At 57.5% G+C, this 16,304-nt stretch carries 13 protein-coding genes and 1 pseudogene; 6 read left to right on the top strand and 8 right to left on the bottom strand.

The genetic code is table 11. The features are described 5' to 3' along the window. Positions 1–34 precede the first annotated feature (34 nt). Positions 35–1,480 carry a M20 family metallopeptidase gene (locus IM271_RS01980; protein WP_193052094.1) on the bottom strand — a complete coding sequence of 482 codons (1,446 nt, stop codon included), beginning with the start codon at positions 1,478–1,480 and terminating at the stop codon, positions 35–37. After that, the gene (locus IM271_RS01975) at positions 1,480–2,790 is read right to left on the bottom strand and encodes a M20 family metallo-hydrolase (RefSeq protein WP_193052093.1); all 1,311 of its coding nucleotides are present in this window, start codon (positions 2,788–2,790) and stop codon (positions 1,480–1,482) included. Before IM271_RS01975 ends, IM271_RS01980 begins: the two co-directional genes overlap by 1 nt. 175 nt (positions 2,791–2,965) lie before the next feature. Between IM271_RS01975 and IM271_RS01970 the strand changes: the two genes are divergently transcribed. Both IM271_RS01970 and smrA read left to right on the top strand, forming a co-directional pair. Beyond that, positions 2,966–3,877, top strand: coding sequence for a LysR family transcriptional regulator (locus tag IM271_RS01970; RefSeq protein WP_028012950.1), 912 nt, complete (start codon positions 2,966–2,968; stop codon positions 3,875–3,877). A gap of 355 nt (positions 3,878–4,232) precedes the next feature. Continuing rightward, positions 4,233–4,796 (top strand): DNA endonuclease SmrA, encoded by a 564-nt coding sequence (gene smrA / locus IM271_RS01965; RefSeq protein WP_193052092.1) that lies wholly within the window; start codon positions 4,233–4,235, stop codon positions 4,794–4,796. 27 nt (positions 4,797–4,823) lie between these two features. Here the strand turns inward: smrA and IM271_RS01960 are convergent, their stop codons facing one another. Beyond that, positions 4,824–6,485 (bottom strand): methyl-accepting chemotaxis protein, encoded by a 1,662-nt coding sequence (locus tag IM271_RS01960; RefSeq protein ID WP_150143613.1) that lies wholly within the window; start codon positions 6,483–6,485, stop codon positions 4,824–4,826. A gap of 143 nt (positions 6,486–6,628) precedes the next feature. Here IM271_RS01960 and IM271_RS01955 point away from each other — a divergent pair, with 143 nt between their 5' ends. Then, on the top strand, positions 6,629–7,495 hold the full coding sequence (locus IM271_RS01955) for an aldo/keto reductase family oxidoreductase (protein WP_028012953.1): 867 nt from the start codon (positions 6,629–6,631) through the stop codon (positions 7,493–7,495). A 46-nt stretch (positions 7,496–7,541) separates the two neighbouring features. Here IM271_RS01955 and IM271_RS01950 read toward each other — a convergent pair whose 3' ends face one another. After that, entirely contained in the window at positions 7,542–7,742 is a 201-nt protein-coding gene (locus IM271_RS01950; protein ID WP_193052091.1) for a hypothetical protein, read from the bottom strand. Positions 7,743–8,051: 309 nt separating this feature from the next. On the opposite strand from IM271_RS01950, the gene umuD reads away from it, so the two are divergent. Both umuD and umuC read left to right on the top strand, forming a co-directional pair. After that, positions 8,052–8,486 (top strand): translesion error-prone DNA polymerase V autoproteolytic subunit, encoded by a 435-nt coding sequence (gene umuD, locus IM271_RS01945; RefSeq protein WP_028012955.1) that lies wholly within the window; start codon positions 8,052–8,054, stop codon positions 8,484–8,486. Then, the gene (gene umuC, locus IM271_RS01940; RefSeq protein WP_045630206.1) at positions 8,470–9,732 is read left to right on the top strand and encodes a translesion error-prone DNA polymerase V subunit UmuC; all 1,263 of its coding nucleotides are present in this window, start codon (positions 8,470–8,472) and stop codon (positions 9,730–9,732) included. The genes umuD and umuC overlap by 17 nt, the downstream gene beginning before the upstream one ends. Positions 9,733–9,815: 83 nt before the next feature. Here the strand turns inward: umuC and IM271_RS01935 are convergent, their stop codons facing one another. Beyond that, a complete protein-coding gene (locus tag IM271_RS01935; protein WP_136485998.1) occupies positions 9,816–10,796 on the bottom strand; it encodes a nitronate monooxygenase family protein in 981 nt (326 codons plus the stop codon). Between the two features lie 136 nt (positions 10,797–10,932). Here IM271_RS01935 and IM271_RS01930 point away from each other — a divergent pair, with 136 nt between their 5' ends. Further along, a complete protein-coding gene (locus IM271_RS01930) occupies positions 10,933–11,817 on the top strand; it encodes a LysR family transcriptional regulator (protein WP_045261464.1) in 885 nt (294 codons plus the stop codon). Here the strand turns inward: IM271_RS01930 and IM271_RS20295 are convergent. The 3 genes and pseudogenes from IM271_RS20295 to IM271_RS01920 form a co-directional block, all read right to left on the bottom strand. Then, positions 11,751–11,933: pseudogene (locus IM271_RS20295) on the bottom strand (hypothetical protein); the annotation flags it as partial. The gene IM271_RS01930 and the pseudogene IM271_RS20295 overlap by 67 nt on opposite strands. A 73-nt stretch (positions 11,934–12,006) precedes the next feature. After that, positions 12,007–15,084: an efflux RND transporter permease subunit gene (locus IM271_RS01925; protein WP_193052090.1), complete on the bottom strand. Its 3,078-nt coding sequence runs from the start codon at positions 15,082–15,084 to the stop codon at positions 12,007–12,009. Then, a complete protein-coding gene (locus IM271_RS01920) occupies positions 15,081–16,229 on the bottom strand; it encodes an efflux RND transporter periplasmic adaptor subunit (protein WP_192986078.1) in 1,149 nt (382 codons plus the stop codon). The genes IM271_RS01925 and IM271_RS01920 overlap by 4 nt, the downstream gene beginning before the upstream one ends. Positions 16,230–16,304 lie beyond the last annotated feature (75 nt).

Raw genomic sequence — 16,304 nt, 5'->3', positions numbered from 1 at the left:
CCTCGGGAGTGTTGTGTTGTTGTGTTGTGTTTTTTTATTTTAAAGGTGACGGTGTCACGCCCGGTGGGATCGGACACGCGTACGGTTTTTCTTCTATTTGTTGTTCGAACTCTTCACGGCATGTTTTCAGCAGGTCTGCATCCTGCAGCAGATTGAGCGCGGTTGCGCCCATCACTTTCCCGGCCAGCAGCATGCCTTTGTGGGCGATGGAGGTTCGTCCCTGCGACACCAGTTGCCAGGTGTGCAGCGGCGTGCCAACGGTAAAGCAGGGGCTGAAGCACTGGGCGACCGGCATTTTCCAGCTGACGTCACCCACGTCTGTTGAACCCGCCAGCACGTTATCGGTGATGGCATAGGGCGCGACTTCATCCACCAGCAGCGTCTCCTGATGGCGGCGGGCAAAGGCTTTGCCTGCTTCTCCCCCCGTGGCGGCAATGTTTTTCAGGCTGTTCTGCAGATCGTTTGGCGTCAGCGTGGCGCGGATTTCGCGGGCAAAGTCGCGCTCTTCATCGGTCCACTCCGGCGTGCCGTAGTGCTGCAACGCGCGGTACATCGCAGCCTCAAGCGTGCGGTTCGGCAGGTAGCTGGAGCAGGCTTTATCAAAGCGGCATTCGACGGTGGTTTCGGTCATCATTGCCGCGCCCTGGGCAATTTTTTCGATGCGTTGGTAGATCTGCTGCGCGTCGGCCATCTCCGGGGCGCGGATCAGGTACAGCACTTCAGCCTGCGCCTGCACCACGTTGGGCGAAATCCCACCGGTGTCGGTGATGGCGTAATGGACGCGCGCTTTCTCAATGATGTGCTCGTTAAGAAAGTTGGTCCCGGTGGTCATCAGCGTCACGGCGTCCAGCGCGCTGCGCCCTAAATGGGGCGAGTTGGCCGCATGCGCCGCCACGCCGTGAAAACGCCAGGCCGCCTGAATGTTGGCGAGCGTGCTGACGTTAAACATCCCGGCAAAGGCCTCCGGGTGCCAGGTGACGGCGGCATCAACGTCATCAAACAGACCTTCACGTACCATAAAGGTTTTCCCGGAACCGCCTTCCTCACCGGGACAGCCGTAAAAACGCACCGTTCCGCTGCCGCCGTGCTGCTCCAGCCAGCTTTTTACCGCCACCGCGCCCGCAAGCGCCGCGGTACCCAGCAGGTTATGCCCGCAGCCGTGGCCGTTCGCCCCCGGCGTGGCGGATTGCGCCGTCGCGCAGTGCGCCTGCTGGCTTAGCCCGGCCAGTGCGTCGTACTCGCCCAGCAGAGCGATAACCGGTTTTCCGCTGCCGAAGCTGGCGATAAACGCGTTGGGGATACCGCCTGCCTCGCGGGTCAGCGTAAAGCCCTCGGCTTCCAGCTCGTCAGCGAGCCGTCTGGAGGACCAGAACTCTTCAAAGCGAGTTTCGGGATGATCCCAAATTGCGTCGGCAATATCGGTTAACGTCTGACATCGCGTATCGATTGCATCGGCAATAAAAGCGTAGTTCTCCTGCATTACACACCTCGCGTCCACGGGAAATTGAGCGCAGTTCGCGCCAGCGTTTCAATGGCGACAGCCATGACCTGCTCATCGAAGTCGAATTTTTCGTTGTGATGTCCGGCGCTCAAATCCGTGCCGAACACCATATACGACGCCATGCCGCCGTTCTGCTGCACGCGGGCCATCATCAGCGTGGCGTCTTCAGAGCCTGCTGGCGCTTTCACCTTATCGATTGCGTGCACAATTCCGGAAACCTGGCTCGCCTGTTCACGCAGGTAATCAACCCAGGCCGGCGTCGGTGCGCTGGAGGTGGCGGCCCCCATCAGGCGCATCTCCGCGCTCACGCCATAGAGCGCGGCCGCGCCGGTAATGACAGCCTTCGCGCGTTCAAAGACATACTGGTTTATTGCTTCGCTTTCGCCGCGGGTTTCAACCTTAATCAGTGCATTTGCGGGCACCACGTTGCGGCCGCTACCCGCCTGCATCACGCCGACGTTGACGCGGGAAGCGCCTTCGCTGTGCGGGGCGATGCTGTGCAGGGCGAGGGCGGCCTGCGCGGCGGCAAGCAGGGCGTTACGTCCATCCTCCGGTTTGCCGCCCGCGTGTGCGGCAACGCCGGTAAAGTTCACGTCGAACTTGGTGGTAGCCATAAAGTTATCGCTGCCGCAGATCGCCGTTCCGGCGGGGACGCCGGTACCAATATGGATGGCGGTAAAATAGTCCACGCCGTCCAGCGCCCCGGCGGCGACCATGGCGCGCGCGCCGCGGGTGCCTTCTTCGGCAGGCTGGAAGATCAGCTTGACGGTACCGTTGAGCTGCGCTTCGTTCTGCTTAAGCACCTTTGCCAGCCCCAGGCCAATGGTGGTGTGGCCGTCGTGCGCGCAGGCGTGCATCATTCCCGCGTTGCAGGAGGCAAAACCGTCGCGGAACGGGCGATGGCTTTCGTCGAGCGCTTCGCTTAAATCAAGGGCATCCATGTCGACGCGAAACGCCAGCGTCGGGCCCGGTCGTCCGGTATTCAGGGTCGCCACAATGCCGGTAAATCCGCCTTCAAACGGTGCCAGCCATTTCTCAGGCGCGCCCTGTGACCGCGCACGGGCAAACTCTCGCGAAAGGGTAGCGTCATCGGGCAGCCCCATACGGCTTTCGGCATCGATCACGTCGCGACCCATCGCCAGTTCGTAGCCCAGGGAGTCAAGAATTTCCGCGACCTTTGCGGCGGTACGGAACTCTACCCAGCCGGATTCCGCAAAATGGTGAAAATCGCGACGCCATGCGATCAGCTGGGGGGCTAATGTCTGGATGTACTTCGCCAGTGTGTCCATATCTGTTCCTGTCATCATTAAAAAATGTGAACTGCTTCACGCTGTGATAGTTTTTACTTATCACTAACCGTTTTTTCACAGTTTTAACCGTTCAGGAATTACCCTCGCACATCCCTTTCCATTAAAGTAGATGACAGTTTCTTTACTCTGATAAACAACGGTTATCGGTTGGGCTATGTCATTTCAGATTAAATTCCATCAAATCCGGGCGTTTGTTGAAGTGGCGCGTCAGGGCAGCATTCGCGGTGCCAGCCGGACGCTGAATCTCTCGCAGCCGGCGCTGACCAAATCCATCAAAGAGCTGGAGGAGGGCATGGCGGCGCAGCTTTTTGTTCGCCGGAGTAAAGGCGTTGCGCTGACCGAGTGCGGGGAAGGGTTTTACCAGCGCGCCAGGCTGATTCTGGAAGAGCTGCGTGCGGCGCAGGATGACATTCGCCAGCGGCAGGGGGATCTGGCCGGGCAGATCAATATCGGGATGGGGGCCAGCGTGTCACGCAGCCTGATGCCCGCCGTCATCACCCGTTTTCACGCCCAGCACCCGCAGGTTAAAGTGCGAATTATGGAAGGGCAGCTGGTGTCGATGATCAATGAATTACGCCAGGGCGAACTGGACTTCACCATCAACACCTATTATCAGGGGCCTTACGACCATGAGTTTACGTTTGAAAAACTCTTCGAAAAACCGTTTGCGGTATTTTGCCGGGAAGGGCATCCGGCGACAGGGGCAACATCCATTAACGATCTGCTGCATTATAACTGGACAATGCCAACGCCGCGGGGAAGTTATTATAAACAATTAGAAGATCTATTTAGCCACCGCTCGCAAATACCGCGGATTGGCGTAGTGTGCGAAACCTTTTCTTCCTGCATTAGCCTTGTTGCACAAAGTGATTTTTTAAGTATCCTTCCGCAGGAGTTAGGCTGTGATCCGCTGCTGGCGCACCGTCTGGTCATTCTGCCGGTTGCCGAGTCGCTTCCAAAAGCCGCATATTATTTAATTCAGCGCCGGGATTCTCGTCAAACTCCGCTTGCCGAATCATTAATTACGCAATTCAGAAGGGAAGCGAGAAAAATAGTTTCAGGGTGAATGTCGCATAATAAAAAAACAGAGTCTGCCCGACATCAGACAGACCCTATAGTACACACAGCAGTGCGTCCTTTCGCAAGTCCTGGGTATTATATCCATGAGGCAGGTAAATTTAGTTATAACACCTTTCCCGAAAAATGAAAGGAAGGTGAATGACTGATTTTACAAAAATTTAACGCAAATCACCTATTTTACCGTTGATGGGGTTTTAGTTAAGTCAGGTTTAAGTGCATTTTATAATGACTATATATATTCATCGGGTTAATATTTATCTCGTGCCTCATCTTCTAAGGGTTATTGAGACACCTGTCTGGCGCAGGTATAGTACAAGCCCAGATGTAGCCGGAGGATTTCCATGAACCCTGACGACAAATCCCTTTTTCTTGACGCCATGGAGGATGTCCAGCCCCTGAAACGCTGCACCGATATCCACTGGCAGCAAAGCCGTAATACCCGGGCTCGCCAGGACATCGATACCGAACAGCTCGACAACTTTCTGACCCTGGGTTTCCTTGAGCTATTGCCGCTTGACGAGCCGCTGGCGTTCCAGCGCGAAGGCGTCCAGCAAGGCGTTATTGATAAGCTGCGTTCGGGTAAATACTCCCGACAGGCCAGCTTAAATCTGTTGCGTCAGCCCGCTGAACGCTGCCGCCAGATGCTGTATTCCTTTATTCGCCAGGCCAGTCGTGACGGATTACGTAACCTCATCATCATCCACGGGAAAGGGCGCGAGCAAAATTCGCATCCTAATGTGGTGCGTAGCTATCTGGCACGCTGGTTAACCGAGTTCGAGGAAGTGCAGGGGTTCTGCGTGGCGCTGCCGCATCACGGCGGCAGCGGGGCTTGCTATGTTTCCCTGCGAAAATCCGACGACGCGAAGCAGGAGAACTGGGAACGGCACGCCAAGCGCAGCCGTTAGCGGGCGATATCTTCGCCCGCCTGAGGCTTAGAAGGTTTCCCAGTTACTGTCGGGGGTGGCGTTAGCCGTTGCCGGACGCAGCAGTTGCGGCGTTTTAACGTCGGCCGGGCGTGGGGCGGTGGCGTTTGCTTTACCGTTCAGACGAAACGCGGCCACGGCCTGACGCAGCTGTTCGGACTGATCTTCCAGTGCCGCTGCCGCCGTGGCCGACTGCTGCACCAGCGCGGCGTTTTGCTGCGTCACGCTGTCCATCTGCGACACGGCCAGGCTCACCTGCTCAATTCCGCGGCTCTGTTCATCCGATGCGGACGAAATCTCGCCCATGATATCGGTGACGCGGGTGACGGCGGCGACAATCTCCTTCATAGTCGCGCCCGCTTCGCTGACCTGCTCAGAACCGGTGTTCACCCGGCTGACGGAGTTCTCAATAAGCCCTTTGATCTCTTTCGCCGCCTGCGCGCTGCGGCTGGCCAGCGTACGAACTTCACCGGCGACAACCGCAAACCCGCGGCCTTGCTCGCCTGCGCGTGCGGCTTCCACCGCGGCGTTAAGCGCCAGAATGTTGGTCTGGAATGCAATGCTGTCAATCACGCCGGTAATATGAGCGATTTGCTGCGAACTGTCGGCAATTTCGTTCATGGTGCGCACCACGTTATCCACGACGTGGCCGCCGCGAGCCGCTGTTTCAGAGGCATTCTTCGCCAGCAGCGTCGCCTGACGGGCGTTATCGGAGTTCTGTTTAACCGTTGCGGTCAGCTCTTCCATGCTGGCGGCTGTCTCTTCGAGCGAGGAGGCCTGCTCTTCGGTGCGGGCGGAGAGATCGTTGCTCCCTGCGGCAATTTCACCCGCGCCGGTGTAGATGGAGTCGGTGCTGCCGCGTACGGCGCTGACGGTCGTCACCAGCGACTGCTGCATCTCGTGCAGGCCAGCCGCCAGTTGACCCATCTCATTGCGGCCAGAGAGGGTGATATCCTGTGTCAGATCGCCTCCCGCAATGGCGCGAATATGGTTCATGATGGCGTTGAGCGGTTTTAACAGCAGGTGCTGTAAACCCTGCCAGATCACCACCAGCACGGCGATAACGGCCAGGAAAATGGCTGCCAGCGTCCACTGCATCTGCGTGAAGCTGCTTTGGTTCTCTTCGGTTGCCGCCTTCAGCAGCGTGTTGTTCTCGGCGCGCCAGCGGTTATAGACCGCTTCCATGTCGTCCTGGGCCTGCTGAGCGTCCAGATCGCCATAGGCCTGGTAGTTGTCGGCACGCAGATACTCAATCGACAAACGCATCACCTCGTGCATCTGATTCCATGACTTCTGCATCTCGTCGGTTAACGCCGCATTCTGGCCGTTAACCTGCGGCATTTTCTGCCATTCTTTGTTATAGGCTTCAGCTTTAGCCAGCGAGTCGCCTGCGGTGCCGAGCAGTTTGTTAATCGCGGCAAGGGATGCCGGGTCGCGCTGGTTCTTCAGGTAGCGGATTGCCACGCGGGTGACGGTAACGCGCGTTTTCACCAGCGTGTTCACGCTGTCGCTCAGGCTTTCCTGCTGGGCATTCAGCACGCCGGAGTTCTGGAAGTTATGGCGATCGTTGCTGACGGCAGAGTAGAACAACCCTCCCGTGACAACTTGCAGCAGACAGAATATGGTGAGGGCAAAGATAATTCCGGTAATCACGTGCAGATTTTTCAGCATAGCGGTCGTCCGTTAGAAAAGATGCAGAGGTACACCCATACTATCGTCGTATAGAATTTAAACTTTAATTTAACTCGCGCTTAACTTAGGGCTTCGGTCAGGAACCTGTTGTAAATCCGGATCATTTTATGAGGAAGGTTAACATGAGCAGCATTGATAAAAGCGGGACGTACGCGCTCGGAACGCGAACGGTGAAACGACTGGGCTACGGGGCAATGCAGCTTGCCGGGCCGGGCGTATTTGGCCCGCCGAAGGATAAACAGGCCGCGCTGGACGTGCTGCGCGAAGCCGTGGCGGCGGGTGTGAATCATATCGATACCAGCGATTTTTACGGCCCGCATGTGACGAACCAGCTGATCCGCGAGGCGCTTCATCCTTACCGGGACGATCTTACCCTCGTCACCAAGATCGGTGCCCGTCGCGATGACAAAGGGGCCTGGCTGCCGGCCTTTTCCGCGCAGGAGCTGACCCAGGCGGTGCATGACAACCTGCGCAACCTGAAGCTGGACGTGCTGGACGTGGTGAACCTGCGGATCATGTTTAGCGCACACGGCCCGGCAGAAGGATCGATTGCTGAACCGCTTTCCACCCTCGCAGAATTACAGCAGCAGGGGCTGGTACGTCACATTGGCCTGAGCAACGTCACGGCCACGCAGGTGGCGGAAGCGCGGAAGATGGTGCAGGTCGTCTGCGTGCAGAACATGTACAACATTGTGAACCGCGGCGACGATGCGCTGGTGGATTTACTGGCGCAGCAGGGGATTGCGTATGTGCCGTTCTTCCCGTTGGGAGGCTTCACGCCACTGCAGTCCACCGGCCTGCAGGCCGTCGCGGATTCCCTGGGCGCAACGGCGATGCAGGTTGCGCTGGCATGGCTGCTGCAACGGTCGCCGAACATCCTGCTGATCCCCGGCACGTCATCCGTGGCGCATCTGCGGCAAAACCTCGCGGCGGGAGAGGTGCAATTGCCGCCTGAAGCACTTGAAAAACTGAATGCGCTGATGGGTTAATCACAGCATGGGCAAAGCCGGAAGGACACTTCCAGGCTTTGCCTGCTCAGACTCCGCATTGACTTTTTTGTCTGTGAAGCGCTAACGCTTCTGCCACAATTTCCTGCTTGCTTTTTCGCGTCTCAAAGGCGGTGATTCTGATGTATTCCATCAGGTCAGGCTCAATGCGGGCGCTCAACATCCTGAGATCGGCCTCCTTTGCTAAACCGCGGGCAATTCGCTTGTCGGGATAGTCACGGGCTGGCATAGAAAACGTCCTCCAAAAATCTTGATAATTCGTGCCCTAAAATATGCGTTATTCTGATGTTTAAGTCAATTAATAGTGTTTCTATAGTGATTTAATGATCTTTTTTCACATGAAGTGATTTTAAAGTGTTGGTTGTTGACTTTTTTATGACTTTTGGTTGGCCCGTCTGCGATCGCCAGCAGGAGAGGTTGCTAAATTAAATCCGCTCAAACTTCAACGCGTTTGCGGTCTTTGTCGGAAATGACCTTGATCCTGTGCCGTAATCCGTAATACTGTGTTTATATACAGTATCTAGCGGGAAAGGCATTTATGGACACTCTCTTTTCTTATCATCCAAAGCAACTTATTGAATTACCTTTATATCTTGAGCGTGTTGCCTGTGGCTTTCCAAGCCCTGCGCAGGATTATGTGGAGGATCGTCTCGATCTTAACCGGCTGGCGGTCAGGCACCCCAGTGCGACCTACTTTATCAAAGTGAGCGGGGACTCCATGATCGGCGCAGGGATTAGCGACGGCGATCTGCTGGTGGTAGACCGCTCGTTAAATGCCGAACACGGGGACATTGTTGTGGCGTCGGTCGGCGGCGAGTTTACGGTGAAAGAGCTACAGACCCGCCCGGTTCTGCGGCTGCTGCCGCGTAATGCCCGCTATCAGCCGATCGCCTTTCAGTCCGAAGAGGAGCTGCAAATCTTCGGTGTCGTCACTCATACGCTCAAAACGCATAAACATGTTCGCGCTGGTTGATGTGAATAGCTTCTATGCCTCCTGCGAGAGGGTGTTTCGCCCCGATCTGGTGGGTAAGCCCATCGTGGTGGTGTCCAATAACGACGGCTGTATTATTTCGCTGTCGCGGGAGGCAAAGCAGTTCGGCATAAAAATGGGGGAGCCCTATTTTAAATTCAAAGAGAAGGGGTATCCGTCGCGGGTTTACGTCTTTAGCTCCAACTATGCGCTGTATGCCGATCTCAGCAGCCGGGTGATGCAGACGCTGACCGATCTCGCGCCGGCCATTGAGATCTACTCCATCGATGAAGCATTTGTGAACGTTTCGGGTGTCAGCAACTGCATCTCGCTGGAAGCATTCGGTCATCAGATGCGTACGCAGGTCTTTAAAAACACAGGCTTAAGCGTGGGCGTCGGGATTGCGCCGACTAAAACGCTGGCGAAGCTGGCCAACTATGCGGCGAAGCGGTGGTCAGCCACCGGTGGCGTGGTCGATCTCTCGGATCGTGGACGGCAGCGTAAGCTGCTGGCAAAGGTTCCGGTGGAGGAGGTGTGGGGCGTAGGACGACGTATCACGAAAAAGCTTAACGCGATGGGGATAACCACGGCGCTGGAGCTGGCGGAAGCGTCATCCTGGGTCATCCGCAAACATTTTAACGTGGTAATGGAGCGCACGGCGCGCGAGCTTCGAGGTGAGCCCTGCCTCGATCTGGAAGAGTTTACTCCCACGAAGCAGCAAATTATCTGTAGTCGTTCGTTTGGACACCGTATTACGCAGTACGAGGAGATGCATCAGGCCATTTGCGCCTATGCAGAACGTGCTGCGGAAAAACTGCGTGGCGAGCATCAGTATTGCCGCTTCATCAGCGTGTTTGTGCGCACCAGCCCGCATGCCGACAACGAAATTTATTACGGCAACCAGGCTTCCGTCACCCTGATGACGCCCACCAATGATTCGCGCGATATCATCCGTGCCGCCACTGAGGCGCTGGGGCGTATCTGGCTTGACGGATATCGCTATATGAAAGCGGGGGTGATGCTGGCAGACTTTTTCAGCAGCGGCGTTGCCCAGCTGAATTTGTTTGACGATAACCGCCCGAGCGCCAACAGCGCCGCGCTGATGGAAACCATCGACAGCTTAAATCATTCCGGCAAAGGGAAAATATGGTTTGCCGGGCAGGGGATTGAGAAAGCCTGGGCGATGAAGCGGGAGATGCTGTCACCGGCCTATACGACGCGGTACGCGGATTTACCGGTGGCGAGGTAAAAGGCGGCTATGTGTGACAAAGAGCCGAAGACGGTTTACGGACGCCGCTCCTGTGCAGCGTCCATAGCATCAGGGTTAAGGGCTTACTCAACCGTTAATGTATCGACAACCTCAGCCACGCTTCTCACGCTGCGGATACTTCCTATCCCCGTGCCGAGCGAGATATAACCTTCATCGGTGTTATCTTCTAGCATGCCCAGGCGCAGGCCCCGCAATCCTCCCATCGCCTTGCCCAGCGCTTCATTGCTTGCGCCAGCTTTATCCATCGCCGCCAGTTTTTCCGCCAGCTTGCCGGGGAGAGAACGATAGTAGTGAGGGACGGTGCGGAAAAGCAGCAGGTCCAGGCCGTTGGCGGCAACAATTTTCTCTTTGACCTCCTGCGGCACGCGGCTTTCTACGGTACTGATAAAGACCGAACCGGCAAACACGCCTTCCGCACCTAACGCATGCGCCGCTCTGGCGGTGCGGCGATCGGTAATACCGCCCGCCGCCATCACCGGAACATGCTTCACGGCATCGGCAATCAGCGGCACGATGGAAAAGGTACCCAGCGCCGTTGCGGGTAGCGTCCCACCCTCGTCAAAACCGGTGGCGACGATAATGTCTGCCCCCATTTCTTCAGCCAGAAGGGTGTTCTCCGGCGTGGGATTGATGTCGCGGTAGATAATGGCGATACCCGCCTCTTTTAACTCATTGAACAGCGCAGGAATAATGCTGCCTTCACCATAGCCCGTATACACCACGGCCCTGACGCCTTCCTCTTTTATCACCTTAAGAATTGGCCCGGTCCAGACGTCATTAACGGCGGTGGGGATCAGGTTCACGCCGAAGGGTTTTTCGGTCAGCCGTTTGGTTTTGCGAATTTCTTCCCGCATTTTTTCGGCGGTTTCTTCCGGCGTGGAGACCGCGGTATCGGCAGTTAACCCTGCGTTGGGGCCGAGCACGCCGAGTCCTCCTGCATTGCTGACCGCGGCCACTAAACGGGCATCAGTAAGCCAGGATAACGGTCCCTGAATAACAGGCTTTTCGATCCCCAGGATCTGACAGATACGGTTATTTTTCATAGCAGAACATTCCTCACGTTTGAATGGAGGAGAGTGTAGGGCGGAAGATTGTTAGGAAAAATAGCCAAAAAGATTCATCACTGTTATAAAATAAGTAACAATCCTGACATTCCTGTGACGGCAAAAGAGACAACCAATGCAACTAAATCTCTTTGAATCAATTAGAGTTTTCATTGAAATTGTCGAGTCGGGCAGCCTGACCCAGGCGGCGGAAAATCTGCAGATCCACCGTCCGGCGGTCACCAAAGCGTTACAGCATCTGGAGCAGCACAGCGGCACGCGTTTGCTGCAGAGAACAACGCGGCGGATTAGCCTGACGCCGGACGGCGAGGCGTTTTATCGCCGAAGTAAACCCCTGCTGGCGCAGGCGGACGATTTACTGGAGTCGTTTGGCACTGGCCGGGCAATACACGGTCAGTTGCGGGTGGATATGCCCATCGCTTTTGCGGCGCTGAGGGTCATACCCAACCTGCCGGATTTTTATCGGCAGCATCCTGAAATCGACATCATACTGAGCAGCTCTGACCGCCGTCGGGATATGCTACGCGATGGCCTGGACTGCGTGCTGCGAGTGGGGGAGCTGGACGATGGTGACTATGTCGCGCGCAAAATCGGGAACATAAAAATCACGACCTGTGCCAGCCCGGCCTGGCTGGCAAAACACGGTACGCCAGAAACGCTGGATGATTTATACAAACATCAGGCCATCAACTGGATTAATAACAACAGCAGAAAAATTCAACCCTGGACGTTTACTACGCCAGAAGGCATTGCGGAAATAACGCTGCCCGGCAAGCTGGTCGTGGATAACTCCGAAGCCTACATTGCGGCGGGCCTGGCCGGGTTAGGGTTAATACAGGGGATGAATCTTTTTCTGCAGCCCTATATTGACCGCGGCCAACTGGTTGAAGTGTTACCGGAGCATCGCTCCCCGGATCGTAAATTGTCGCTTCTCTATCCACACCGCCATCTCTCCCGCAAGGTGCGGGCCTTTACCGAGTGGCTGGAAAGTTTAGTGTAAAACCGCCACCGGAGAGGAGCCGCCAGTTCATGACACCGCGCGTCAGTCTGTTCCATGGCATTCAGCAGGCGAGGCGTGGGTTCGTTTGCGCAGTTTAGCCGCAGCAGCTGACGGAGGTTGAGATCCCCCGGATCCTGAGGAACCGTTTTGCGCTGACTGCTGTGTAATCTGCCGGGTAACGATTGAGCCTCAGCTCACCTTTCTTCTGCGGCTTTGCGCTGAGTCCCCCCACTGTAACAGCAGGCTAAACGACGCGGGTAATACGGTCAGCGTTACCAGCGTCGCGACCAGCAGCCCGCCGATAATCGCATAGGCCATTGGCCCCCAGAATACCTGATGAGAGATCGGGATCATGCCCAGAATGGCGGCGCAGGCGGTCAGACAGATGGGTCTGGCCCGATGCTCCGCGGCCGCCACAATCGCGGCATCGTTTGCCATCCCTTGAGCAAGATTACTGTCTACCTCGCTAATCAGTATCACCGCGTTACGCACGATCATCCCCGCCAGGGCGATGACGCCCAGCAGCGCGACAAATCCCATCGGCGTGCCGCCGGGCAGCATAGCCAGCACGATCCCCGGTAAACCAAACGGGGCCATCAGAAGCGCCAGCAGCATCCGGGAATATCGGCGCAACTGAAGCATCAGCAGCATCAACATGATGACAAGCGTCACCGGAAGAACGCTAAAAACGGAGCTGTTCCCCTTATCTGATTCGGCAACCGCGCCGCCTTCTTCTATGCTGTAACCGGCAGGCAGCTCCGCGCGCAGCGTGTCGATCGCCGGACGCAGCGCCGCCGATACCGCTTCGGCCCTCAGCCCCGGCGCGAGGTCAGTTTGCACCGTAATAAAAGGCAACCGCTGTCGACGCCAGATGACCGGATCGTCCACGCTCCAGTCCAGCGTCGCGACGGCGCTGAGCGGAATTTTTTTACCGTCATTCCCCTGAACGGTCAGCGAGGAGAGAGTGGCGGTGCTGTGACGTTCATTGTCCGTGGCCCGCAGTACCACGTCGACAAGGCGATCGTTATCCCTGACCGAGGTGACAACGCTGCCGGACCAGAGGGTATTCAAGGTGCGGGCGAGAGCTTCTGACGATATTCCTGCCGCCCTGGCCGCCGTCTGATTCACCTTCAGAGTAATGATCCTCTCCGGCTCTCCGGCCGTCTGGTTAACCTCGCGCGACAGCGGCGATTGGCCAATCGCGTCGGCCAGACGGTTCGCAAGCACCCGGACCTGCAGGTAATCAGGCCCGCTCACCCGGTATTTGATTGGCCAGCCGACGGGCGGCCCAAGCTCCAGGGGCGACACGCGCGTGATGATGTCGCTAAACTGCGCCGCCAGCAGCCTGTTCAACTGCCCATGCAGACGATCCCGCGCCTGAAGATCCTTCGCCACCACCACAATCTGGGCGATGTTTTCATTTTCCAGCAGCACGTCCATCGGCAGGTAAAAACGGATGGCTCCTGACCCGACGTACGTCGAGTAGCGCTCGATATTGCTGTTGCCGGCCAGCGCGTGTTCCAGCTTTTCCACCTCTCTTAACGTTTCGGGCTGCGACGCGTTGGCCGGAAGCGTCAGGCTGACCAGCAGCTCAGGCCGGTCCGACGCGGGGAAGAACTCACCCTGCATAAACGTCGTGCCGTACACGGACAGCCCCAGCGCGGAAAGTGCAATCAGCACGGTGGCGAGCCGGTGACGTAGCGCCAGCCCTAAAAGCCGCCCGTACCCGCGCGCGATCCTTCCAGGGCCTGCCGCGCGATGTCTGACCTTCTCCGGTAGCAGCCACGTGCCCGTCAGCGGCGAAAACAGGATCGCGACAACCCAGGAGCAGAGCAGGGCAATCAGCACTACCGCAAACAGGGAAAAACAATATTCACCGGCGCTGGAGGCCGCAAAACCAACGGGAATAAACCCGGCAATCATCACCAGGGTTCCGGTGAGCATCGGGAAGGCCGTCGTTTTGAATGCATGGGTGGCCGCATGCCGACGGGAATCCCCGGCTTCCAGTCGGGAGACCATCGTTTCGACGGCGATCATGGCGTCATCCACCAGCAGACCCAGCGCAATGATCAGCGCCCCAAGCGAGATACGCTGAAGCCCGATGCCGGCGAGCATCATGCCGGCAAACGTCATGGCGAGCACCAGCGGAATGGCCGCAGCCACCACCAGCCCCGCCCGCAAACCCAGCGAGACAAATGAAACCGCCAGCACGATAACAACAGCTTCAATAAGCACCCGGACAAAACCACTTACCGCGTCACTGACCACCGCCGACTGATCGGCAACTTTCACCATCTCAATACCGTGCGGCAGCCCGGCGCTGAGGACTGTCATTCTGGCGTTCAGCGCGGCGCCAAAACGCAGCATGTTGCCCGTTGGCGCCATTGACACCGCCAGCCCGATGGCCGGTTTGCCGTTTACCCGGTACGCGGGGGCCGGCGGCTCGGCGGCTTCCCGGGTGACGGTGGCGATATCGGTCAGCGGAATATAGCGATTGTTAATGTGCAGCGTGACGGCGCGTAAACTCTCTTCGGACGTGAGCGCCCCGCTGACCTTGATCGCGATGTTCTCCTGCCCGGTACGCATAACGCCAGCCGGGACAACCGCGTTTTGCGCCCGCAGCGCATCGGCGACCGCCTGAATATCCAGTCCCATACCCGCCAGACGGGCCGGAGAAAAGGCGAGAACCATCTGATCCTGCTGTTCGCCCAGCAGGGTGGTTTTGCCGATATCTGGCAAGGAGGCGAGCTCACGACGTATTGTCTCAACGCGATCCCGCACTTCCCGTAAGGTGTAGCCGTCGGGAATAAAGCCGTAAATCGTGCCGAACGTATCGTCAAATTCGTCGTTCACGGCCGGGCCCTGAACGCCTTCCGGTAAAGACGGCGCGATGTCCTGCATTTTTTTGCGGACCTGATACCAGATGTCCTGCACCTTTTGCGGCGGGGTATTGTCACGGAGATTCACATGGATAACCACGCTCCCGGCGCGGGTTTCACTTTCGAGATAATCAAGCCAGGGCGTTTCCTGCAGCTTTTTTTCAAGCGTATCGGTCAGCAGACGGGTGGTGTCCGTTACGGACGCGCCCGGCCACTGCGCGGAGACGACCGCCGTTTTAATGGTAAAAACCGGATCTTCATTACGCGGCAGTTTTTCATAGCAGAACACGCCCATCGCCACGATCAGCAGCATGAAGAAACTGACCATCTGCTGATGGTTAAGCGCCCATGCGGACAGGTTAAATTTCGCTTCCGGTTTCGTGTTCATGGCTGAACCTCCCCGGGTACCACCGGCTCTCCGGAACGGAGTTTGCTCACGCCAGCCGTAATCACCCGGTCGCCTGGCTCAAGGCCGGAGGCGATAATCACCGAGGAGGCCGTATAGCAGGCAGGCACCACCGCGCGCAGCTGCGCCTGCGAATGCGGGTTGATCACGAACACCGCCGGTCTATCTCCTGTTCGGCTCAGCGCCGATGCGGGAATGACGTAACCTCGCGGGCCAGTCGAGGGCAGGGTGACGGTGACGCTGGCACCCAGCGCTATCGCCGCTGGCGGGTTTATCAGGGTGGCTCTGACGCGCCAGGTGCGGGTCTGAGGATCGGCCTGCGGGGTGATATCCCGCAGCACGGCAGATGCCTGTACCGACGGATCGCTGAGCAGGGAAACCCGCAATTCCGCCTTATCCAGCGGCGGTATCGCATCGGGCGTGGCGATATCAAACGCTACGTCGCGGGCTTCGCCGGTTGCCAGCGTAAGCACCGTCTGTCCCGCGCTGACAACCTGGCCCGCAGAGGCGCTCACCTCGGTGATCGTGCCGGTTTGTGGAGCGATAAGGCGCGTCCAGCCAAGGCTTTCGCGGGCGTTACGCCACGCGGCCTCGCTGCTTTTTAATCGCGCGCGGGCGACAAGCCAGTCCGCGCGGGCGCTGTCGAGTTGCGTGCGGGCTATTGCGCCCGTCGGCATGAGCTTTTGCATTCGGCTGACGTTAAGCGCGGCAACCTGCGCTGAGGCTGTGGCCCCTTCATAGTCGGCCGTTGCGCTGTCGAGCTGATTTTGTCCGGTGGTATTTTCAAGTGTGGCCAGCAGCTGTCCGGCATTAACCCGATCGCCAATATCAACGCTGCGCGTCAGTATTCGCCCCCCGGTTTGAAAGCTCAGCGTCGTTTCATCGTGGGCATGGATCTCACCGGTCCTTTCCAGCGCGGGGAGGGTTTGGGCTGTACGTACGACGACGTAGCGCACCGTACGCACTGGGGCAGGCTTATTTTCCTGTTTGTCACCGCAGCCGGTGAGCGGAAAAATCACCAGCGCGAGCAGGACCAGAGGGAGAAAATTTACCCAGGGAAGAGTGCGCGCCACGCCGTACAGATGGTGCAGGCAGTGGCGGAGGGAGAGAACAAATTCGTCTGACATAACGCCGCTCCATAAAGATGAGGGCGTTATTAAATGCGCGCTACGTCGAGAAAGATTCGATGTTCTGTCAAGGGT

Origin of the sequence: Enterobacter cloacae complex sp. I3 (assembly GCF_014896175.1) — a bacterium.
In the GTDB taxonomy this organism is placed as follows: Bacteria; Pseudomonadota; Gammaproteobacteria; order Enterobacterales; family Enterobacteriaceae; genus Enterobacter; species Enterobacter bugandensis.
Note: the sequence above shows the minus strand (reverse complement) of the source record. Positions and strands in the feature narration are given on the sequence as shown.

Coding starts and splice junctions, on each gene's coding strand:
- IM271_RS01970 (WP_028012950.1), top strand. CDS start 2,966: ATGTCATTTCAGATTAAATTCCATCAAATCCGGGCGTTTGTTGAAGTG.
- IM271_RS01975 (WP_193052093.1), bottom strand. CDS start 2,790: ATGGACACACTGGCGAAGTACATCCAGACATTAGCCCCCCAGCTGATC.
- umuC (WP_045630206.1), top strand. CDS start 8,470: ATGTTCGCGCTGGTTGATGTGAATAGCTTCTATGCCTCCTGCGAGAGG.
- IM271_RS01925 (WP_193052090.1), bottom strand. CDS start 15,084: ATGAACACGAAACCGGAAGCGAAATTTAACCTGTCCGCATGGGCGCTT.
- IM271_RS01935 (WP_136485998.1), bottom strand. CDS start 10,796: ATGAAAAATAACCGTATCTGTCAGATCCTGGGGATCGAAAAGCCTGTT.
- IM271_RS01980 (WP_193052094.1), bottom strand. CDS start 1,480: ATGCAGGAGAACTACGCTTTTATTGCCGATGCAATCGATACGCGATGT.
- IM271_RS01960 (WP_150143613.1), bottom strand. CDS start 6,485: ATGCTGAAAAATCTGCACGTGATTACCGGAATTATCTTTGCCCTCACC.
- umuD (WP_028012955.1), top strand. CDS start 8,052: ATGGACACTCTCTTTTCTTATCATCCAAAGCAACTTATTGAATTACCT.
- IM271_RS01950 (WP_193052091.1), bottom strand. CDS start 7,742: ATGCCAGCCCGTGACTATCCCGACAAGCGAATTGCCCGCGGTTTAGCA.
- smrA (WP_193052092.1), top strand. CDS start 4,233: ATGAACCCTGACGACAAATCCCTTTTTCTTGACGCCATGGAGGATGTC.
- IM271_RS01955 (WP_028012953.1), top strand. CDS start 6,629: ATGAGCAGCATTGATAAAAGCGGGACGTACGCGCTCGGAACGCGAACG.
- IM271_RS01930 (WP_045261464.1), top strand. CDS start 10,933: ATGCAACTAAATCTCTTTGAATCAATTAGAGTTTTCATTGAAATTGTC.
- IM271_RS01920 (WP_192986078.1), bottom strand. CDS start 16,229: ATGTCAGACGAATTTGTTCTCTCCCTCCGCCACTGCCTGCACCATCTG.